Origin of the sequence: Corynebacterium kutscheri, assembly GCF_000980835.1 — a bacterium.
Classification (GTDB): domain Bacteria; phylum Actinomycetota; class Actinomycetes; order Mycobacteriales; family Mycobacteriaceae; genus Corynebacterium; species Corynebacterium kutscheri.
The window spans coordinates 726,124-748,819 of sequence record NZ_CP011312.1 but is presented as its reverse complement, the minus strand read 5'-3'; the positions used below and the strand labels follow the sequence as shown (position 1 = coordinate 748,819).

Here is a 22,696-nt window from a genome sequence, read left to right as displayed (position 1 = left end):
TAACTCATTACTAAAATGAGTTCAAAACCGGTGAAATGTGACAATTGAGCCGACTAGAGGTAGAAAACAAGCTGCCGCATGGGTTATCCCCCTGCGGCAAAATAAAAAAATTATGGTCTTTTTACGCTTTACTTTCAGTATCTAATTCTTGGAATACTGCAGAAACTCCTACCGCGCCAGCACCAGAGTGAATAGCGAGAGTTTTTTCCATTTCAGTAATCATTAAACTTGATCCCGCAGCAAGATTTTCTCGCAATTGCTCTTCCAAAGTGCGTGCCGCTTCTAACGCTTGATTATGCTGAATAGCTACAAAAGCTGGTTTATCTCCGGCACGCTTAGAAATAACCTCAACTAGTTTTAAAAATGCTCTGGATTGAGTGCGCGTCTTTAACGCTAACTCGATCCGACCATCAACTAAGTGCATAATTGGCTTAGTAGCCAAGGTGGTTGACCACATTGCGGTTGTGGTAGAAATCCGGCCTGAACGACGCATCTCTTCTACCCGATGTAAATACAACCAGGTTTCAGAACGTTCTAAAGTGGCTTTAGCTAAAGCCACGCAATCAGCAAAACTCGCCCCGTCTTTAGCAATACTTGCAGCAGCCATTGCTGCAGCACCTATTGCCATTCCTACCGTTGAGGTATCAATTACCACAACTTTCTCGTCAAATACTGCTGAAGCAGCTACCGCCGCTGACCAAGTAGAGCTCAGCTCCTTAGAAAGATGTAAAGCAACTACTCCCTCATCGCCACCACGTTCAAGTTGACGCGCATATGCAGCAGCAAGTTCTAGCGCAGTTAAGCCCGAAGTAGATTGCTCGCCTTCAGTCTCTAAGATGTGCAGGTCAACAACGGTGATGTCAAGGTCACGGACAATGTCAGAAGGCAAACCTGCTGAAGAATCAGTAACGATGCGTACAGCCATTATCAGCTCTCTCGATCAATACTGGCTGTCTGATTCCAGCCTTCTAAGTACCACCGCACTTCATCGTCGATAAGAAAATCTGACTCTAAATAAGATTCAGTTTGTTTTCTCTCGCCAGGATAAGTAAGTGCCTGTAAAGAACGTGGGCGAGCAATCAGCTGCGCCCAGGCAGTATTTCCTAATCCAGAAAACACAGAATAATGATGTGTTTCTAAATTCAGTAGACGAGCAGTTAGCGCGCTAATTGTTCCACCATGGGAAACAAATAAAACAGTTGCATCATCCCAGTTGGCATAGTGTCGCATAAACTCGTCAACTACCTGGCTAGAACGTTGAGCAACATCTATCCGTGACTCTCCTCCTGGAGGAGCCCAAGTAGGGTTTTCCCGCCAAAAAGCTCGCGCCCCAGGATATGCCGTATCTACTTCCTCATGAGTTTTAGCTTGCCATTCGCCTAAGTGTGTTTCCCTAAGTCGTGAATCAAAAGAAATATCTAACCCCAATTTTTCCGCAATGATCATTGCAGTATCTTGGGCACGACGCAGGTCAGAAGAAACAATCTTAGTAATATTTTGGGTTGCAAGATAACGAGCCGCTGTTTTAGCTTGCTCTAGACCAAGATCAGATAACTGAGTATCAAGATGTCCTTGCATACGCCGGGTGGCATTGTACTCAGTCTGCCCATGACGTAACAGAATGAGACGGCGGGTCACCTTAAAACTCCTCTTCCTCTGGCTCTGGATCAGCTAATGGAATATCATCTAGACTTTCTACCTGGCGCACATCAATATCTTCTGCCCATTCACTAGGACGCACCATAGTCTCGATACCTTCGACTTCGATAAGCGGGCAATCACGATAAAGTCGATCTAAACCGTAGAAATCACGTTCGGTATTGCGCTGAATATGGACAATGAGCATGCCGTAGTCAAGCAACACCCAGCGGTTTTCACGGTTGCCTTCGCGTCGCTTAGGTTCCTCATTTTGCTCAGTAAGCTTATCTTCAATTTCCTCGACGATAGCGCGTACCTGACGCTCATTATCTGCCGATGCCAAAACAAAAATCTCAGAGATTGCCATCACATCAGAAACATCTAGGACAGCAATATTCGTAGCTTTTTTCTCACTAGCGGCCTGTGCTGCTATCTGCGCAAGGCGAATAGTGTCAGTGCTTGCACTCATATTTTTAATTCCTTCAGTAGCATTGCTCATCACAATGATGACATTAATTCTTTTCTAGTCGCCCATTCTCCCATAGTTTCTTATCTAGGAACTAACTGAGGATGGGAAACAAAAAACTCGACCCATACTAATCATGCGTCATAAAAAGCTTTTCGACGAAAATATATTCCACACAGAGTAAAAGACGTCTATTTTCACCAATACATAAAACAATAAGAGAGCTTTCACTATTTTTAGAAAGCTCTCTTATCAGGCAGTGCACAACTAGGCTAGCAACAACGTGTTCCTGGGTTCTTTTCCATTCGATCAGTGTGATCGCGCCAGAATTCGCGCTCAGTCATAGGCGGCTGAGTACAACCACTTTGACGATGATAAGCGAGATACTTTTGGTACTTATCAGCACCAAGTACTCCATCAACGTACCAGGTCACCTTATTGAAAAATCCTTTTAGGGTATCCACGTTTTTACACCACCTTTATTTCCAAATATTTCTCGAATTTATCACCGCAATAATTAATGTCCACTATGCCCAGCAGATCCAATAATTTCTTCAGGATGTTTCTTATAAAATTCTTTCCACTCTGCCTCTAAAGCACGCTCTGCACGAGTTCCGGTCATACCGGAAGGAGCATAAAGCTTCGATTCAATATACGGGTTCTCATGGGATTGTTTTTCGTGTCCTTGCCAGGCTCGAATAACCTCAACAAGAGCCATGGCTACCACAACCAAAGTCAAGACAACGAAAACAATCGACAAACTTCCCTGAACAAAAGTATTGCGTACCACTGCCTCAATTTCTGCTACCGAGCGAGCGGCACCAAAGGATTCAGCACCGGACTCTAGCGCTGTCTTATATGCATTGTGGTTAGCCCAGTAGCCCACCTTTGGATTACTGCTAAAGATCTTTTGCCACGAGCCAACAACAGTCACAACCAGGTCAAAGACCAGCGGAACAGCGATAATCCATAAATATTTAAACTTACGCTTATTTGCAGCAATGGCTAAACACACAGCCAAAGCAACTGCAGCCAATAACTGGTTGGCAATGCCAAATAATGGATAGAAGGTATTAATACCGCCAAGTGGATCGGTCACACCAAGAATAAGAATTCCGCCCCAACCAGCAACCATCACAGCAGTAGTAATCCAAGCACCCAGACGCCAATTATGATCACGGAAACGTGGGTAGAAATTGCCCAAGGTATCAGAAAGCATAAAACGTGCCACACGGGTACCAGCATCAACGGCAGTCAAAATAAATAATGCCTCAAACATAATGGCGAAGTGATACCAAAAGCTCATCAAATCAAATGCTGGCATCATATCGTGCATAATTCCGGCCATGCCTACTGCCAAAGTGGGCGCACCACCAGTACGTGAAACAATGCTGTGCTCACCAACATTGGTAGCGGTTTCGGTAAGTAATTCTGGAGTAACGTTTACTCCAGCTAAACCGAGTGAGTTAACAAAGGCAACCGCGCCTTCTACGGTTCCCCCGGTAGCGCCTGCACCGGAGTTCATCGCAAAGTAGATACCGCGATCAACAGTAATTGCTGCAACCAGTGCCATAATAGCGACGAAGGATTCCATCAGCATGCCACCATAACCGATAAAACGAGTTTGGCGTTCTTTTTCCACCATCTTTGGGGTCGTACCAGAAGCGATCAGCGCATGGAAACCAGAAAGGGCGCCGCAAGCAATGGTGACAAAGAGGAATGGGAAAAGCGAGCCAGACCAAACCGGACCGTCAGATCGCGAAGCAAATTCCGAAAAGGCAGGAACCGAGATTTCTGGGCGAACAACAACAATGCCAACTGCCAATAGAACAATAGTGCCTACCTTCATGAAGGTAGAAAGGTAATCACGTGGTGCTAGCAGCAACCACACTGGCAAAATAGCTGCCACAAAACCATAAATAATCACTGCCCAGGCAAGGGTTACCCGGTCAAGGGTAAGGTGTTCGATACCCCACGATGTTTCGGCAACCCAACCACCAGAGATAATCGCCAACATCAAAAGGATAAAACCGATAATTGATACTTCGCCCACTTTTCCAGGGCGTAGATAGCGCAAATATACGCCCATGAACAAGGCAATAGGAATAGTCATACCGACAGAGAAAACACCCCAAGGTGATTCGCCTAGCGCATTAACCACCACAAGCGCGAGAATCGCAGTAATGATAATCATGATTGCTAGGGTTGCCAGAATCGCAGCGTAGCCACCAATAGTGCCAAGTTCTTCTTTGGCCATCTGTCCTAATGACCTGCCACCTCGGCGCATAGAGAAGAAAAGTACCAAGTAATCTTGTACTGCACCGGCAAAAATAACACCGACAATAATCCAAATTGTGCCAGGCAAGAATCCCATCTGTGCAGCAAGCACTGGACCAACTAAAGGACCTGCACCAGCAATGGCTGCAAAGTGGTGCCCATAAAGCACCCGACGATCAGTTGCCGCATAGTCTTTACCATCAGCATCGTATTCCGCCGGGGTGGCACGGCGATCGTCTGGCTCAGCCAGTTTTGCTTCAATAAATCGCGAATAGAAACGATAGCCAATAAGGTACGAACATACGGCAGCAAATACAAACCAAATGCCGTTGACAGTTTCACCGCGCACAATAGCAATCATCCACCAGCTCACTGCACCCAATAGAGAAATAGCGACCCATAGCGCTATTTTTTTGGGTGTCCAATCGCGCTGTTCTTTATCCAAAACTTCTGGATCAACATATGCTTGCGGGCGACCATCTTCAATTGGCTCCGCAGCCTTTACAGATTCACTCATAGTTTGTCCTAGAGAAATTGATGTACGTGTAGCACTTAAATTACCTGGGACAAGAAAAAACATCTAGGAAATCAATAGAAAATATAATGCAATCTAGTAAATATTTTTACAGTTTTTATAAACTTTTCTCCCATTTTTACATAAATTTGACAGAAATTATTTAATAGTTTTCTTAAAAGAAACCAAATAAAACTACATTAACCCAACTTTTCCCACAAAAAACCAGCAGTAACTTCCCTCACTAAAGCTTTAACATGTGTTGTAAATTAATCACCCACTTTTCGCCAAAATATGCGCAATCCCCCCATTGCGTTACCCCTTAAAGTCAGATAAATAACACCCCATAGCTACCCAACAGATAAAAACAAAACATCTTTATAAACAAGGAATGATCCGGCTTTTCGGCATTAATCTCTGCTTATACACAGAAGGTATATACGCGCTCGGCTTAACCCTCAAAAAACTTAAGCGATGGTGTTTTACCGACTTCCGATAAAACACCATCGCTTAAAACGCGTTGAAAGGATCTAGTTACTTAGCTTCGGTAACCAGAGAATCCAATTTCTCAATTTCATCCCGAACTCGCTGAGCAATAGACCAATCGTTAATCAAATGATGAACTCGCTTACCCTGTAAGAACATAATAGGTTCCATCGATTCATAATCTTTAGGAACATCTATCTGGTCATAATGAATTCGAGCATCAAATTTTCCAGAACCAACTTCTGCTTTCATCTTTTTAACATCAATGCCGGTTTCTTTAGCGATATCTTCGAGTGCATCAACATCAAGCTCACCGCTAACTTCAACAATACGGTTATGGAATTCCCAATACTTTCCTTCAGTATCGGCGTATTCTAAACACCCAGCGATATACTGACCAATTTCATCGCTAACCATATATCGACAGGTATAACTAACTCGATCATCTTTACCAGCAATTTCAATTGCTCGATGAAGAGCATCAGCTAGGCGGTATCGGCCGGGATAAGAGAAATTGTTGTACACCACGAAATGGATGGGTGCTTCCTTTTTACCAACATAATGATCTACTTCAGCATTAAAGCCGCGCGGTAGTACTTCACCATCTGGTACTGAAAGTGGCGATACCTTGTCGCCAATCTTAAAGATAAGAGAAGCAAGTGCAAAAGCCAATAATGAAGCTAGTAGCACACCAGCACTTGCTTGAGCATTAAGGGTTTGATCATCAAGGGCGAGGTTTGCCACCAACAGCGAGATAGTAAAGCCCATACCTGAAAGAGCGGCGACACCGGCAATGCGAGGCATATCTAGACCTGGCAGACGGCTAGCAGGTAAGAACTGCAGCACTAAAACAGCGCCTAAAAACACCCCAACTAATTTGCCAATCACCAAACCAGCAATAACACCCCAAAAAAGTTTCGAACTAAAAGTACTACTTAAAGTCTCTGCGGAAATGGTGACACCCGCGTTTGCCAAAGCAAACAATGGAACTACGAAATAATTAACATAAGGTGGAAGCAGATAAGAAAGCCGTTGATTAATTGGTAGCGCATGGGAAAGAGCATCGCGAGCAACAGCTGCAACACTGGCTGCTGGCGCTTGCTTATATAAATCTAGTAACCGTTTCACATTGCCCACATAATATTCGTGTGGCATCGTCACTGGCATAATCAAAGCGAGTAGCACACCGGCTAAGGTTGCATGCACACCAGCAAAATACATGGCTGCCCAAGTAAAAACTGCTAATAGTAAATATGGGAATACCCGCCATACATGCATACGTGTTAACAACCAAGTTGCAGCTAATCCTAGGCCAACAAGGCTAAGTGCAACCAAGTTAAGTTGATCAGTATAAAAATAGCGATCACACCTAAAGCACCGATATCATCGATAACAGCAAAGGCTAAGAGAAAAGCACGTAACCGCGGCGCATTTCTTGGCCCGATTAGAGCAAGCATTCCTAGTGCAAAGGCGGTATCAGTAGAGATAACTGATCCCCAGGCAGAAGAGTAATCTTGCCCGGCAGTAATAAAAAGGAAAACCAAGGCAGGAACTACTAGCCCACCAATAGCTGCGGCCATTGGCAGCACGGCCTGGCTCGGATGACGGAGTTCACCGTGGTAAGATCACGGCGCACATCAAGGCCAACCATAAAAAAGAAAGCAGCCATGATGCCTTCGTCCACCCATTCATGCAAAGTCAGGTGGAAGTCAAGAGAACCAAGCGAAAAGCCAGCTTCAATGTGCCAAAAATGTGAATAGCTATCGCCAGTATTTACCCAAATGATAGCGAATATCGTGGCGAATATTAGGGCAAAAGCGGCGTAGGTTTCGTTGGTGAGAAAACGGCGTCTTCTTGCTCTTCGCACTAAGTACCGATCAAGAAGTTGGTCATTACGGTCAAATCGAATGGTGGTCACCGCAAAGAAGTATAGTTTAAACAACGGTTATATCAATTTAAATAATTCCATATAACGAATATGTAAAATATTTAGTTTGTCTTATCAACAATGAAAACGATGAAGAAAATAACAATGCAAAATCATTTATCAAAAGCAATAAAAATATAAAACCTACTATAAGCTCACAAAAGATACACTGACCTTATATATAAAGGCAGTAAAAATTAGAAGCGCGTTCTAAACAGTGAGCAATTATTCTCAATAATGAAGTGATAAAAATTGCTTATATGTTAAGTCTTTAAAATTAGCTTGCTTCGTACTACTTAAAATATTTTCATACCACGTTTATATCTCATCATAGAGCTGGCGTTTGGCTATATACTGCACCACTCCATCAGGAACGAGATACCATACCGGCATTCCTTGCCGAACTCGCTGCCTACAACTCGTAGAAGAAATTGCCATTGCTGGAATTTCAATAAGTTCCACTCGTTTTTGGTGTTGAACTGGTAAAAAATCTTCACTTAGCTCATAACCAGGGCGAGTCACACCAACGAAGGTAGCCAAAGAAAAAAGTTCTTCCCACTGGTGCCAACTCAAAATGGAACTTAAAGCATCTGCACCGGTGATAAAAAACAATTCATCATCTGGAAACTGCTGATGTAATTCCTGCAATGTATCGATGGTATAAGTAGCACCTGGACGATCAATATCTACTCGGGATACGCTAAAACGTGGATTCGACGCAGTAGCAATCACGGTCATAAGATAACGATCTTCTTTCGGAGTGACAAAACGATCCTCTTTTTGCCACGATTGACCGGTGGGAACGAAAATAACCTCATCAAGAGCAAAACGAGCCGCAACTTCACTTGCTGCCACCAAATGCCCATGATGAATCGGATCAAAAGTGCCACCCATAACCCCAATTCGACGACTCATGGGCGAACCTGCCCAGTACCATGCAAAATCCACTTTGTGGTAGTAAGTTCTGGCAACGACATAGGCCCGCGCGCATGTAACTTCTGGGTCGAGATACCTATCTCTGCTCCCATGCCGTATTGTTCCCCATCGGTAAAAGCAGTTGACGCGTTAATCATTACCGCTGCAGCATCCACCTCATCAGCAAACCGTTGTGCAGTAAGAATATTTCCAGTGGCAATGGCTTCAGTATGCCCCGTCGAATAACGACGAATATGTACCAAAGCCTCATCGATACCAGCAACAATTTTTACTGCAATATCAAGAGATAAATACTCTTCTTGCCAATCCGATTCTTCGGCAGGAATTACCTGCGGCCAGTCCAATTCCTGTGCATCACCATGAATACGCACCCCAGCATCATCCAGCGCACTCAGCACCTGGTGGCGTTGCTGCAGCGGAAGTGCAGCGTCGATAAGCAAAGTCTCAGTGGCGTTACATACACTTGGTCGACGCGTTTTACCATTAATCACCATGGCAATAGCTTGTTGGATATCACTAACATCGCGATCAATATAAAAATGGCAATTCCCAGTACCAGTTTCAATAGTAGGTACGGTCGCATGGGTAACAACAGTTTCAATCAACCCTGCCCCACCTCGCGGAATAACCACATCAACAAGCCCGCGAGCTGTAATAAGTTCGTGCACGCTCTCACGGGTATCACTAGCTAAAAGCTGCACAAACTCTACCGGAAGATCATGCTGGTAAAGCACTTTATGCAAAATTGCGACAAGTTGCTCATTACTATTACGCGCATTATGGGATCCACGTAAGACGGCAACATTGCCCGATTTTAGTGCCAGGCCAAAAGCATCAATAGTTACATTAGGACGCGCCTCATAAACCATTCCCATCACACCAAGAGGAACACGTACCTGCCGCATTTGGATCCCATTATGCATAATCGATCCTTGAGTAATCTCCCCGATCGGATCTTTTAACCCAGCAACTTGACGCAAACCCTGAGCCATGCCGGCAATACGAGCTTCATCAAGTGCTAACCGATCCAGCAAAGAATCATTGAAACCAGCTATGCGGCCGTTGCGAATATCAATCTGGTTGGCCTGAATAATTTCATCACTATCAGCTACTAATGCATCAGCAGCAGCATAAAGCAGCGCGTTCTTTTGTTCAGTAGAAAGACGTGCTACTAGCGGAGCTACTTCGCGTGCCGCCGCGAGTTGAGCAAGTACCTGTGACATAGTTCTCCCTGAATAACCGATATATTCGCTAACAAATAGGTAATACCAACAGTGTTAACCGCTAAGTATGATCTCAAAAACAACCGACGAAAAAAGAACAACACAATGAGCGCTTAATGCTTCTTGCGCAGTGTTTATTCGCTCAATCTATCCGATGCAACTTAAGTTTTCCCAGTCTAGCGCGAAGTCCAGATTCTAAAAAAGAAACAACTCAGTGAGAAAACAGTCAGTCACACTCACACAATTTCTATGCTCGAGAAGCAAAATTAGATAAATAGTCGGCATGTACTACGGCTCGCCGCTGCGATATAGGAAGCTCTTCAGACTTTTTACCCAACATGGTTGTTAAAGTTGCAGAATCAAAAGATACTTCACCACGTCCGATAACCTCACCCTTAGGTCCTCGGATCTCGACGATTTCACCGGCCTGAAAGTCACCATGCACCTCAGTAATTCCGACGGCTAATAATGAATTGCCTCCAGCAGTAACCGCAGCGACTGCGCCAGCGTCGATACGCAAGACACCAGCAACATCGGCAGTATAGAGCACCCAGAATTTCCATGCCGAAAGACGATCTTCTTTAGGCTCAAAAACTGTACCCACCTCAGCATTGCCCAATGCGGGTGCGATATTATCTGCTGAGGTAACAAGAACTGGCACGCCCCCGCGTGATGCCAGTCGTGCTGCACTTAACTTAGCAGCCATACCACCGGTTCCTACTGCGCCGCCATCACCTGCTTGGACACCGGTTAAATCATTATCATTAAGCACTTGGCTAATTAATACCGCATCTTTTTCTGCAGGGTTGCGATCATAAAGCCCATCGACATCACTTAATAAAACCAATCCATCGGCACAAACTAAATGTGCAACCAACGCAGATAATCGATCATTATCACCAAAATGCATACCGGTAGTTGCCACTGTGTCATTCTCATTAATCACCGGCACCACCCCTAGCTGTACAAGCCGATCAATAGTGCGCTGAGCATTGCGCGCACGATCACGACGACCTGCATCTAAAGCAGTCAACAAAACTTGACCAATGTTGAGATTATAGCGAGCAAAACTTTGACCCCACGCATGTGCAAGGTGCACCTGTCCTACGGAAGCAGCTGCTTGTTTGGTTGCTAAATCGCTCGGACGCTGGCTAAGCCCTAGTGGTCCCATACCAGCAGCAATAGAACCAGAACTCACTACGATAACTTCACTACCAGCAAAAATACGAGTTGCTATGGCACCGGCTAAGGCATCGATTTTTTGGGTATCCACCGCAAAATGTTCATCAGTTAAGGACGAAGAACCAATTTTTACCACCAAACGGCGAGCCTTTCGGATACGTTCTCTAGCGCTTGGCACTATTGGACTGGCAAAGATACCAGATTTATCTTCCCTATTAACCATACCCTTGCCTATTTCTGATGAACGTAAAACTTAACGGTATTTTAAAACCTCACACTGATTCAATCACATTAAACCCCAAGATGCGGTAAAAGATCATGGGGTTTAACGCAATCTAGTTAGCCTTGCCAGCGCTGTTCATTAGCAGTTTCTCGGGTAAGAATCGGATCATTGCCATAGTCATACTCATCCAATAAACCGCGACGCACTTGGCTTTCACGTTTACGTTCAGCAGAAGATTTGCGCGTCGTGTGATCCAAACGAATATCAGTGCCACGTCCAGTCAGCGTTGGATCCACACCAGCTGCAGTCATTGGCTCCCATTCAAAACTAATCTCACCGATGGTTACCGTACAGCCTGCTTTTGCCCCGGCTTTAAACAGAGCATCTTCTACGCCTAATCGATTAAGTCGGTCAGCTAAATAGCCAACGGCCTCATCATTTTCAAAATCAGTCTGAATAATCCAGCGTTGTGGCTTTTCACCCGTAACCAAGAAGTTACCTTCACCATCAGGGATAATATCAAAATCAATCCCCTTAGCTTTACGACGATCCTTGACTGCTTGTGGGCGCACCACGGTAACAGTTTCTGTTTTATTCTTCGGACGTGCTTTGCGTGCGGCCTGAACAACCTCTAATAATTTATATTGCAGCGGCTGCAATCCTTTACGTGCTACCGCAGAAATAATAAATACTGGCCAGCCAAACTGCTTTTCTAGGTCTTCACGAACAAACTCAGCAAGCTCTTCGGCCTCAGGGACATCTGCCTTATTCAGCACAATAATACGAGGACGCTCTGCTAGATCACCTAGCCCTACATCGCCATCAAGAACTGATTGATATGCTGCTAGCTCATTTTCCAAGGCTTCAATATCACTTATTGGATCGCGTCCAGGCTCAAATGTTGCGGTATCAACCACATGTACAAGTACCGCGGTGCGCTCAATATGACGCAAAAAATCTAGCCCTAAGCCCTTGCCTTCAGATGCACCAGGAATAAGACCTGGAACATCAGCGATCGTGAACGTCTCATGGCCAACCTCAACCACACCTAGGTTGGGTTGTAAAGTAGTGAAAGGATAATCGCCAATCTTAGGTTTTGCCGCCGAGAGCACCGAGATGAGAGACGATTTACCGGCACTAGGAAAACCAACCAGACCCACATCTGCCATAGACTTAAGCTCTAAAATAATATCGTGTTCCTCGCCAGGCTCTCCTTTCAGTGCAAAACCCGGTGCTTTGCGTGCTGCAGAGGCTAAGGCTGCATTACCAAGTCCGCCAACTCCACCTTGGGCAGCAACAAATCGCATACCAACATGGGTTAGATCGGCAAGTGTTTCCCCGGCTTCGTTAATAACAACTGTTCCTGCAGGTACTTCTAACACCAAATCCTCGCCACGCGCACCATTTCGATGGTCACCAGAGCCATTACTGCCGCGCTGTGCCTTAATATGTGGTCGATAATGCAGATCAAGCAATGTGTGTACTTGCGGTGATACTTCTAGAATAATATCGCCGCCGTGCCCACCATTACCACCATCTGGCCCGCCTAAGGGTTTGAATTTCTCGCGATGAATCGATGAGCAACCATTGCCGCCGTCACCGGCCGATAGATGCAAAACCACTCGGTCAATAAAACGTGACATGGTTGAACCTTTCTTCAGAAGATAAAAACACAAAACCCGCGAGGTACTTAAATAGTTTAAGTGCTCGCGGGTACATGATGCTGTTATACCAGCATGACAGTTATTTTACGCAGCTGGGACGATATTAACTGTACGACGGTTGCGCTTGATGGTGAACTCCACCTCGCCTGCCTTAAGAGCAAACAAGGTATCGTCGCCGCCACGGCCAACGTTCTCACCTGGGTGGAACTTGGTGCCACGCTGGCGAACTAGAATTTCACCAGCAGAAACCTGCTGGCCGCCAAAGCGCTTAACGCCTAGGCGTTTTGCCTCGGAATCACGACCGTTGCTGGAGCTAGATGCACCCTTCTTATGTGCCATGTCGGTTTCCCTCCCTTTATTTACTTAATGCCGGTGACCTTGACCACAGTCAGCTTCTGACGGTGACCCTGGCGCTTCTTATAGCCGGTCTTGTTCTTGTACTTCAGGATCTTGATCTTCGGGCCTTTAACGTGCTCGACGATCTCGACGTTGACAGCTACCTTAGCAAGGGCGTCAGCATCGGTGGTAACTTTTGCGCCATCGACGAGCAGGATCGGGGTGAGAGCCACGGACGAACCTGGCTCACCCTCGATCTTCTCGACCTTGACGAGGTCACCTTCAGCAACCTTGTACTGCTTTCCGCCGGTCTTGACGATCGCGTACATACGAGGGCTACCCCTTATCTCAACTCGGTTCAGCTAATCTGCTGAATTAAACGTGCAATGTTGTATTCGGTACCTCTAAAAAAGCGTTACCGCCAAGGCCAGCACCCAAATAAGCGCCATACCGAAGTGTGCATATGGGAAGTCCCACTGCAACGACTGTCCAAGACTACATCATTCATTCTGGACAAAGCAATTTTAACCCCGTCTCCGAACAACACGGCGCCGCCGTTTAGAAGCTCGTGAACCACTTACGTTCTCTTTTGTAACAGACGAACGGGAAGAATCATGAGAAACCTGGGTTTGCTTATTTATTTTTGCATGTTCAGCAACACGTACAGCTCGACGCCGTCTGCGTCGTGTTGCACTCACTTTCGGTGCATCAGCAATGGTATCAGATGTATCATTTTCTTCTTGCTCGCCACTATGCTGTGCGACATCTTCTATCGACGGTTTTGATTGAATCTCAAAATCAGCTTTTTCTGGACGGTGATCCGAAGCTGAATTTCCGCGTACCTTTCGCTTACGACGCGGCGAAGCCTCAAACTCCGCAATTGCTTCATCATAAGTCTGAGCAAAAGAAATATCATCCGGATCTTGTTGCTCAGCACGTTCTACTGCGCTATCAACAATATCGGTCATTGCAGCAATATCTGTTGAATCAGACATAGCTTCTTTGTTTCGATTCACTCGATGCGAGCGGCGACGTGATCGGGTTTTTGAACTATCCGAGCGCGACGGGGTATCTTCTGCTTCCTTTTCTGCTACGAAAGCAGAAGTCTCTTTCGGTTCTTCGGATTCTTCCAGAACCGAATTCTCTTGCAGCACCACAGATGCAGCAAGATCTTCTAGGCTACGCTCACGAGTTTTTCTAGCTATCGCTACTGGATGCTCAGTTGGTACTTGATGCCGTACTCCACGTTTACGTGCCTTTGCCTCTGGATCATGCTGTTCAATAGGGTCATCGTGAATAATGACTCCCCTACCCTCGCAATGCTCGCATTCAGTGGCGAATGTCTCCAATAAACCAGTGCCCAGCCGCTTACGGGTTATTTGCACCAAACCGAGACTGGTCACTTCAGATATTTGATGCCGGGTACGATCGCGTCCTAAGGCTTCCTTTAATCGACGCAGGACCAGATCTTGATTTTCTGGTAACACCATGTCAATAAAGTCAACAACAATCATGCCGCCAAGATCACGTAAACGCATTTGACGAACAATTTCTTCTGCCGCTTCCAAGTTATTCTTAGTAACGGTTTCTTCCAGATTGCCGCCGGCACCGGTGAATTTACCTGTGTTGACATCAATAACTGTCATGGCCTCAGTGCGATCAATCACCAAGGTGCCACCAGAGGGTAACCAAACTTTACGTGATAGTGCTTTTTGCAGTTGCTCATCAACTCGATATACCTCGAAAGCATCTTTACCCTTATGCTTTTCTCGGTCAAAGTGTTCTAGACGATCAACTAGGTCTGGAGCAACAGAACTAATATAAGCGTGCACGGTATTCCATGCTCGCTCGCCATCAACGATCAAAGAAGAAAAATCTTCATTAAAAAGATCGCGAATAACTTTCACCAGCATATTTGGTTCTTCATACAGTGTCTCTGGCTTAGCGCCTTTAGCTGCATTAGCTTCTACAGTACGCTGCTGAATTTGTTCCCAGAGGTTGTGTAGTCGATTCACATCAGCTGCGATAGCCTGCTCAGAGACTCCTTCCGCAGCAGTGCGAATAATAACGCCCCCATTACTAGGGACTACTCGTTTCAGGATGCCCTTCAGTCGGTGACGTTCTGGGGCAGGAAGTTTACGAGAAATTCCAGCCGAACGCCCACCAGGAACATAAACCAGGTACCGACCAGCCAGAGAGATTTGCGTCGTTAAACGTGCTCCTTTATGGCCAAGTGGATCTTTAGAAACCTGAACCAAAACTTGCTCGCCAGATTTTAAAGCTTGCTCAATTTTTCGGTTGCGTCCCCCTAAGCCATGGCTGTGCCAATTAACTTCACCAGCATAAAGTACCGCATTGCGACCACGTCCAATATCAATAAAGGCCGCTTCCATGCTTGGTAGCACATTTTGTACCCGTCCAAGATAGATATTGCCTACCATCGACGACTGCGAATCAGAGGTAACAAAGTGTTCAACAAGCATATCGTCTTCAAGTACGCCCACCTGAGTGACCACACCTGGGTGATCATAACGCTCCCGCTCGCGCACAACCATGGTACGAGTTACTGATTCCCGGCGCGCCAAAAACTCTGCTTCAGAAACAATATGACGTTTCTTTTGCTGTTCCTCGCGCATTTCTTGGCGGCGACGACGTTGTGCTTCTAAACGGGTAGATCCTCTAATTGCCCGTGGCTCAGAAATGAGTTCTTCTTCCTCATTATCTTCGCTAAAACTATCGCCATCATCCTCGCGGCTAGTTATGCCTCGCCCACGGCCGGTACCACGACGTCCGCGTCGCTTCTTTTTAATGTCAGCAACTTCTTTATCGTCTTCAGAGAAATCACTTATGATGTCATCATCAACTGCATCTTCGTCGAGAATAACTGGAGCTTTAAAAATAGAATCGTAGCTTGGGGCAACGATAAGTGGTGCACTTGTTGGTTCCGGCTGACTAGAAATACGTCCGGCAAGTTCGGTATCTACTTCTTCTTCAATCTCGTGGATCTCTTTTTCCACTAAAGTGCCAACAACTTCTCGATCTACTTTTCTTTCGATCTGATTGATCTCATTTTCGACATTTTTTTCTACCCGGTGGCGTAGTTTTTTGTCTACTTCTGCCACCTCTTGGGTATCGCCATTAGCAGTAGCAACCGCTTTAGCCGCTACTACTTTTTTCTTAGTCTTTTTAGGGCTAGTTTTAGCCGACTTTTCTACTTTTTTAACTGTATTTTGCTCAGGTTGGGCATCATTTAATTGCTGTTCAAGCTTATTCAGTGCTGCAAGTGCTTCATCTTTTCGCAGATTAGACTGAGGCACGCGAACAATGCCGATCTCGTCGAGAATGAGCATAAGTTCGCGTGAAGAAATGCCTAATTGCTTAGCAAAAATATGGACTCGGGTTTTTTCTCCAATATCTTCCCGAATCTTTGTGTAATCAACCGTAGCCACGGTATTAACTCCCTTTAATTTTGTTGTAAATCCCGGGCGCATAAAGCCGCCGCACGAGATTGATGCATATTTTTTGGTTCAGCGATCCCTATACAAAATAGGAAGCGAACACACATCACGTGCCATTGTGTCACAGATAGTTAACCGTGTCAGTATCGGCCACCCCTGATAGAGAACAATAGAAAACAATTACTCTAAGACTATTTTCTCAACTGTTTCTCTGAATAAAACTCCGGAGCTGTTTAGCGCAAGACATAAAATATGTGCTCTTATATCCTGTTCTGAAATATTTTTTAATAAAAAATTATCCGCTGGTAAAAACTTTTCTTCTAGCTAACTGTCCGATATGAAAATTTGTGTTTTTAAGCACGTGCCCGCCTTTTTGGTTATACCAAAAGGCGGGCACATAAAATTCATTCGTCAATAAAAAGTTATTTCACTCTAGGAAAGTGACAGTATCGCTACCCAATCACGGGCAATTTCTTCTGCAGATAGTCGATCATTAATGCTGCGCTTATTAAGCTCAAGTAAAACATCTAAGGTTAATGCCGCAGAAAGTTTGTTGATAATTTCCTGCGCATGCTGATCAAGATCATCGCTAGCGATAGGAACAACATGCGATGCTAAGAAAAGATGAGCCGGATCACTGAGCACCGTTAAGTTATTTTCACTTATCGATGGGTCGGCCGTATACAAAATAGCAATATTAACTTGTCCGTCTTGTAATGCTTTAACCGTCAATGGCCCACCGGAATCTTCAATGGGAGTAAAACCAACATCTACCCCATAAAAATTTTTCAACCCTTGGGGTCCATTAGGCCGCGATTCTGCTTCCGAATTAGCCCCAAGAACAAGTGGCACGGTCACATTTTTTAAATCTGTCGCGCTAGTTAAAGAGTACTCACGAGAAAATTGCTCACTGACCACATACGAATCTTGATCAGTAGCTGGTGATTGATCTAGCACCTGTACTCCTGCCGGTGCAGCGGCAACTAATTGCTCATATACTTCTTGGCTTTCACGCGCGCTCACGTCGTTATGCCAATATTGCAATAATGGACCGGTGTATTCCGGGAAGAGGTCTATCTCGCCTGATTCTACATCGCGGATATATACTTCACGCTGGCCGATACGAAAATCGCGTTTTACTTTATAGCCGGCATCTTCTAAAGCTTGTGCATAGGCCGCTGCAATAATTTCATTGGAATAATAGGCCTGTGAACCAATCACGATGGTATCACTATCAGCTAGCTCGCCTCCGCCAAAAGATTCTGGAGTACCGCAAGCAGAAAGGGCTAGTGCTGTACCAATCGCTATTATTGAGGCCATAAATTTTTTCATTATTTTCCTTACTTACCTAGCATGCCCAAAACGCTGCCCTGTGGCTAAAATTCTTGACAAATATTTTATGTTCTTCTAATTACCAGTAATTTAGCGTCGAGTACCCAAACCTGATCGCAATAGCGCTACACATTCAAAAAGAAGTTCCATTCCCAGTGCTAGAGCAATAACGATTAAAGAACCACCGATCATTTGGCCATAATCATTTGTTTTTAGTCCAGTAAAAATAAACCGTCCCAATCCAATATCAGCTACATAAGCTGCCAGAGTAGCTGTAGCAACCACCTGAATCACCGCAGAACGCAGAGCACCAAAAATAACCGGCCAACCAAGTGGGATCTCCACTTTGCTAATAACCTGCCACACGGTCATACCTTGAACCTGAGAGGCAAAAACAACATTTTTATCTACTGAAGCAATAGCCGAATAAGAACCAGCGAGAAGCGGTGGAATTGCTAAAACCACGAGGGAAACAAAAGGTGCAGTTAAACCAATTCCTACTAATAAACCAATAAGTGTAATCAAGCCCAAGGTAGGCAGTGCTCGCCCAAGATTACCAAGGGTGACAATAATAAACTCACCGCGCTGAAGATGCCCCACAGTAATACCTAAAGGCAGCGCAATGATCGCAGCAATAGCCACCACCGCAAAGCTTAAGCAAATATGTTCAATAAGCCGTTGCATAATTGGCGCATCAGAGAAAAACCACTGCATAGTACTTTCGTAAAGACTCATGCGTTCCTCCATGGCATAAAGACTTTAGCGATAAGCACAATGATGGCATCAAGGATCAGTGCCAAACCGACGCTGAGCACGGTTCCTAAAAAAACTTCACTAATGATTCCACGTTGAAAACCATCAGTAAAAAGTGAACCAATATTGCTAATACCAACTAGCGTACCGATGGTTACCAATCCAACAGTGGACACAGTCATAACGCGAATACCAGCCATAATAACTGGCATGGCCAATGGTAGTTCAACACTAAAAATACGCTGCCTAGCAGTCATCCCTTGACTTTGTGCTGCCCGAATCACCATAGAATCGACGCTGGCAAAACCATCGGCAACAAATCGAGTCAAAAGTGCCACCCCATAAATGCTCAACACAATAATCATGGTGGCAGGACTACGCAGGCCGGTACCAAAAACAGCCGGAACGATAATAAACATTGGCAGACTAGGAATGGCATAACACAGCCCAACAGCAATCAGCAACGCCGATCCACCTAATTTAAGCCGATGCCCAAGATAGCCTAAAGGCAAAGAAACTACTATGCTCAGCACCATTGCGCTGAGGGTAAACAAAATATGTGCCCCAACAACTGAACTAATCACTGAATAGCCCCCACGACACGACCGTTTTCGTCGTATACCACACTGTTTTCTATCCGCAGGCTCAACTGACGACGCATAAAAGTACGGACAAAATCATCAGCAGGATGAGACATAATTTCTTGTGGGCTACCATGCTGGGCAATCTCAGCCTTAGGTTTAAGCAATACGATATCGTCGGCAAGCAAAAATGCCTCATCGACATCATGGGTAACAAAAACAATGGTGACCCCTAAATCTTGATGCAGCCGCTTAACCTCCATCTGCAGCTGAGTGCGCTGAATCGGATCAACAGCGCCAAAAGGCTCATCCATAAGCAAAATCTCGGCACCACTTGCTAGTGCACGTGCAACACCTACTCGCTGCGCTTGACCGCCAGATAGCTGGCTGGGATAACGATAAGCACTAGACTCATCAAGACCCATTCGAGTAATCAAGGTAAGGGCTTTTTCTCGCGCTTTCGTCTTATTCTGCCCGGCTAAAATCGCTGGCAACGCCACATTATCGATGACGCGTTTATGCGGCAATAAACCCGGTGATTGTAAAACCGTGCCAATGCTTCGTCGAACATTAATCGGATTTTGGGTGGCAATGTCTTGTCCGTCGATAAGCACTTGTCCATGGGTAGGCCGAATCATGGCGTTGATCATATTTAAAAGAGTGGATTTACCTGATCCTGAAGATCCAAGCAATACCGTCAAACTGCCGGTAGGAATTGTATAAGAAAAATCCGTTACCGCTGATACCCCGCCAGCTGAGTCATAAGAATGACTCACGTTTTTCAATTCAATCATTAGAACAAAGCTTCCTTTCCCACCTATGACTTATCGACGCTTATCGCTATCTCACTGAGGGCACACAAAAACTATAGGTTTGGCTAGTACCTTTGTTTCAACCATCCAAAGTAAGCAGCCAATTCCCATCAACCTAGAATTTTTTAGAGATGATAATCACTTTCATAAGCTATGTGTGCGCTAAATAACTGACCATGTCGGTAGTGGCACAAAGAAAAAAGGCCGCCACATGTATTCATGCAGCGAACCTAATAGCTATTACAGGTGTGGGAACCAAATTTTAATTTCACGTTGAGCAGACTCTAAAGAATCTGAGCCATGAACAACGTTTTCATTCACCTGCAAAGCAAAATCGCCTCGAATAGTGCCCGGGGTTGCTTTTGCGACTGGATCAGTACCACCTGCTAATTGACGCCACGCTTCGATCGCACGTGGACCTTCAATAACACCAGCGATAAGCGGACCGGAGGTAATAAAATCAACAAGATCGCCAAAAAATGGTTTACCTGTATGTTCCGCATAATGTTTTTGTGCTGTATCAGTATCAGCAACTCGAAGATCAAGCGCAACCAGTTTTAGCCCTTTACGCTCAATACGGGCAATAATTTCACCAACATGCCCATTGCGCACGCCATCTGGCTTAATAAGAATAAAAGTGCGTTCCATAGCCGCTTACTTTAACACCCGTAACCAGAGTGCACATCCTAATGCACACCCTAAATACATCACTGTCCATAAAATACTGCGTCCACTAAAAGCCGAGACAAGTGCAAGAAAAACAAATACTACAACGCCGACTAAGTACACCCACCGCATAAATTCCGCTACTTTACCTATCCACTAGTTAACTGTTCAACAATATGCTGCTTCGCACCTACCTAGTTACAACCTTGCCCATAGTATTCATTGAATTTTCCCATAAAGTTTATGTTCATTAATACCTTCACTCCATAACTTTTCACTCACAATAAAAAAACCGCCGCATCCGATCTATCATCTCAATACGACGGTTAGTAGTTAATAAATATTAGCTGTGCTGAGTAGTCAGTAAACCACGGCGCATACGCTCTAAAAGATTCTTACGCAGGTACAACAGGTACCACCACACAGCAATAAACAGCAGAGAAACAACCACCATCGACGGGTGCACAAGTATTCCACCAATCAAGCCAACAACTTGTAACCCTAAATTGATCGCTAACGCCCACCTTCGACGCTGAAAGAAAGACATGATAAGCATTGCGGTAGCAACAACTGTGACATAAATCCAATTAAAGGTAGTCCAGTACTCACCGTGGTCGATCTTCGCAATAACAGTAAGCACAAGATAGAAGGTAATTGCCTCCATACCCATCGTGCCGGCCATTACCCCACGCAGCCCTTTCATTGGGTCAATACTTGGTTCATGTCCAGGTCCCAATGGACCATAGCCATTTTCGGCTGTGGAATTACTCACGCTGGTTCCTTTCCAAATAAGGTACGTGCTTCACCAGCGGTAACCACTGAACCGGTCACTACTACCCCAGCGCCGGATTGGATCTCAGACTCCTCGGCAAGCTCAACTGCCAATTCCACAGCACCGGGCAAATTACTAGCACTATGTACTCGTTCTTCACCAAAAATCTCACGTGCATAATCAGCTAGTTCTTCTGCGGCTAAGCAGCGAGGACTAGAGTTTTTAGTACAAACAATTTCGGACAAATGTGGTTCCAAAGCATTCAGCACACCGCGCACATCTTTATCGCCAAGCACTGCCACCACCCCAATAAGTCGAGTGAAGTCGAAGTCACGCTCAATTGCTTTACCTAAAGCAACTGCCCCATGTGGATTATGTGCTGCGTCGATAAAAACTGTTGGGGTAGCACGAACTCGCTCCAGACGTCCTGGTGAAGTAACGCTTTGAAAACCCTGTCGAACGGTTTCTATATCAAGCTGGCGGCCAGCCCCAGCGCCAAAGAATGCTTCTACAGCAGCCAATGCCACCGCTGCATTACGTGCTTGATGTTCACCTGATAATGGCAAGAAAATATCTGGGTACTCACCACCAAGCCCGCGCAAAGTAATCTGCTGTCCGCCTACCGCTATCGTAGAAGAAACTACTGCAAACTCACTACCAGCGCGTGCTACCGCAGCATCAGCATGAACAGCTTGTTCTAAAACAACATGTAATGCAGCCGGTTCTTGCTCACCTATTACCACCACGTTATCTGGCGGGCTAAGTAAATCATCTATATCCCACCGAGGTTTAATAATGCCAGCTTTTTCTGCAGCAATATCTTCGATGGTTTCACCTAGATAGTCTGTATGGTCAAAACCAATTGAGGTAACCACGCCAACATCGGCATTAATGACATTAGTGGCATCCCATTTTCCGCCCATACCCACCTCAACAACCGCCACATCTACTGGTGCGTCTGCGAAAGCGGCGTAAGCCATAGCGGTGAGCACCTCAAACTTACTCATAGGCACACTACTTTGGGCATCAACCATTTCCACATAGGGCTTTATTTCTTCCCAAATGCGTACATAATCGCGTGGATGTATGGGCAGACCATCAATAGCGATGCGTTCGGTAGCTAGTTGTAGATGAGGACTCGTAGTGCGCCCTGTACGTCGATGAAAAGCTCGCATTAGCGATTCAATCATGCGCACCGTCGAGGTTTTACCATTAGTACCGGCAACATGGATAGCTGGAAAACTGCGTTCTGGGTTACCCAATAGATCCATGAGTAATTCCATACGATCTAAACTGGGATCAATCTTGGTCTCCGGCCAGCGTTGGTCTAGCTCAGATTCTACCGCCTTGAATCGTTGCATATCGGCAGGAGTAATCTCCTGTGGTTCTGGCAGCTCATTTTTAGGCGTATCAATGCTAATACTGAGTCCGCCTGCTTCAATGCTTAATT

General features: G+C 45.3%; 19 protein-coding genes and 1 pseudogene. All 20 read right to left on the bottom strand.

Annotated elements, in window-relative coordinates:
* Nucleotides 1-121: 121 nt before the first annotated feature.
* The 20 genes and pseudogenes from UL82_RS03465 to folC all read right to left on the bottom strand — a co-directional run bounded on the left by UL82_RS03465 (nt 122) and on the right by folC (nt 22,688).
* On the bottom strand, nt 122-925 hold the full coding sequence (locus UL82_RS03465; protein ID WP_046439027.1) for a DegV family protein: 804 nt from the start codon (nt 923-925) through the stop codon (nt 122-124).
* 2 nt (nt 926-927) lie between these two features.
* On the bottom strand, nt 928-1,638 hold the full coding sequence (locus tag UL82_RS03460; protein ID WP_046439026.1) for a histidine phosphatase family protein: 711 nt from the start codon (nt 1,636-1,638) through the stop codon (nt 928-930).
* 1 nt (nt 1,639) lies between these two features.
* Nucleotides 1,640-2,107 carry a ribosome silencing factor gene (rsfS, locus tag UL82_RS03455; protein ID WP_046441144.1) on the bottom strand — a complete coding sequence of 156 codons (468 nt, stop codon included), beginning with the start codon at nt 2,105-2,107 and terminating at the stop codon, nt 1,640-1,642.
* 269 nt (nt 2,108-2,376) lie between these two features.
* Nucleotides 2,377-2,568, bottom strand: coding sequence for a YbdD/YjiX family protein (locus UL82_RS03450; protein ID WP_046439025.1), 192 nt, complete (start codon nt 2,566-2,568; stop codon nt 2,377-2,379).
* 53 nt (nt 2,569-2,621) lie between these two features.
* The gene (locus tag UL82_RS03445) at nt 2,622-4,898 is read right to left on the bottom strand and encodes a carbon starvation CstA family protein (RefSeq protein WP_046439024.1); all 2,277 of its coding nucleotides are present in this window, start codon (nt 4,896-4,898) and stop codon (nt 2,622-2,624) included.
* A 531-nt stretch (nt 4,899-5,429) separates the two neighbouring features.
* A pseudogene (gene nhaA, locus UL82_RS03440) lies at nt 5,430-7,248 on the bottom strand (Na+/H+ antiporter NhaA).
* 378 nt (nt 7,249-7,626) lie between these two features.
* Nucleotides 7,627-8,223, bottom strand: coding sequence for a nicotinate-nucleotide adenylyltransferase (gene nadD / locus UL82_RS03435; RefSeq protein ID WP_046439023.1), 597 nt, complete (start codon nt 8,221-8,223; stop codon nt 7,627-7,629).
* A complete protein-coding gene (locus UL82_RS03430; RefSeq protein WP_046439022.1) occupies nt 8,220-9,467 on the bottom strand; it encodes a glutamate-5-semialdehyde dehydrogenase in 1,248 nt (415 codons plus the stop codon). Before UL82_RS03430 ends, nadD begins: the two co-directional genes overlap by 4 nt.
* Before the next feature lie 247 nt (nt 9,468-9,714).
* Entirely contained in the window at nt 9,715-10,872 is a 1,158-nt protein-coding gene (proB, locus tag UL82_RS03425) for a glutamate 5-kinase (RefSeq protein WP_046439021.1), read from the bottom strand.
* Nucleotides 10,873-10,988: 116 nt separating this feature from the next.
* Nucleotides 10,989-12,515, bottom strand: a complete 1,527-nt coding sequence (gene obgE, locus UL82_RS03420; protein WP_046439020.1) for a GTPase ObgE — start codon at nt 12,513-12,515, stop codon at nt 10,989-10,991.
* 105 nt (nt 12,516-12,620) lie between these two features.
* Nucleotides 12,621-12,875: a 50S ribosomal protein L27 gene (gene rpmA, locus UL82_RS03415; RefSeq protein ID WP_046439019.1), complete on the bottom strand. Its 255-nt coding sequence runs from the start codon at nt 12,873-12,875 to the stop codon at nt 12,621-12,623.
* A gap of 20 nt (nt 12,876-12,895) precedes the next feature.
* Complete coding sequence (gene rplU / locus UL82_RS03410; protein WP_046439018.1) at nt 12,896-13,201, bottom strand: 50S ribosomal protein L21; 306 nt, start codon at nt 13,199-13,201, stop codon at nt 12,896-12,898.
* Nucleotides 13,202-13,396: 195 nt separating this feature from the next.
* On the bottom strand, nt 13,397-16,363 hold the full coding sequence (locus UL82_RS03405) for an Rne/Rng family ribonuclease (protein WP_083966403.1): 2,967 nt from the start codon (nt 16,361-16,363) through the stop codon (nt 13,397-13,399).
* A gap of 399 nt (nt 16,364-16,762) precedes the next feature.
* Nucleotides 16,763-17,662: a glycine betaine ABC transporter substrate-binding protein gene (locus tag UL82_RS03400; protein WP_046439016.1), complete on the bottom strand. Its 900-nt coding sequence runs from the start codon at nt 17,660-17,662 to the stop codon at nt 16,763-16,765.
* Between the two features lie 90 nt (nt 17,663-17,752).
* Complete coding sequence (locus tag UL82_RS03395) at nt 17,753-18,397, bottom strand: ABC transporter permease (RefSeq protein WP_046439015.1); 645 nt, start codon at nt 18,395-18,397, stop codon at nt 17,753-17,755.
* Nucleotides 18,394-18,999 (bottom strand): ABC transporter permease, encoded by a 606-nt coding sequence (locus UL82_RS03390; protein ID WP_046439014.1) that lies wholly within the window; start codon nt 18,997-18,999, stop codon nt 18,394-18,396. Before UL82_RS03390 ends, UL82_RS03395 begins: the two co-directional genes overlap by 4 nt.
* Entirely contained in the window at nt 18,996-19,790 is a 795-nt protein-coding gene (locus UL82_RS03385; RefSeq protein ID WP_046439013.1) for an ATP-binding cassette domain-containing protein, read from the bottom strand. Before UL82_RS03385 ends, UL82_RS03390 begins: the two co-directional genes overlap by 4 nt.
* Nucleotides 19,791-20,048: 258 nt before the next feature.
* The gene (ndk, locus tag UL82_RS03380; RefSeq protein ID WP_046439012.1) at nt 20,049-20,456 is read right to left on the bottom strand and encodes a nucleoside-diphosphate kinase; all 408 of its coding nucleotides are present in this window, start codon (nt 20,454-20,456) and stop codon (nt 20,049-20,051) included.
* A 361-nt stretch (nt 20,457-20,817) separates the two neighbouring features.
* A complete protein-coding gene (locus tag UL82_RS03375; protein WP_083966498.1) occupies nt 20,818-21,177 on the bottom strand; it encodes a DUF4233 domain-containing protein in 360 nt (119 codons plus the stop codon).
* Nucleotides 21,178-21,242: 65 nt separating this feature from the next.
* Complete coding sequence (gene folC / locus UL82_RS03370) at nt 21,243-22,688, bottom strand: bifunctional tetrahydrofolate synthase/dihydrofolate synthase (RefSeq protein ID WP_407921687.1); 1,446 nt, start codon at nt 22,686-22,688, stop codon at nt 21,243-21,245.
* Nucleotides 22,689-22,696 lie beyond the last annotated feature (8 nt).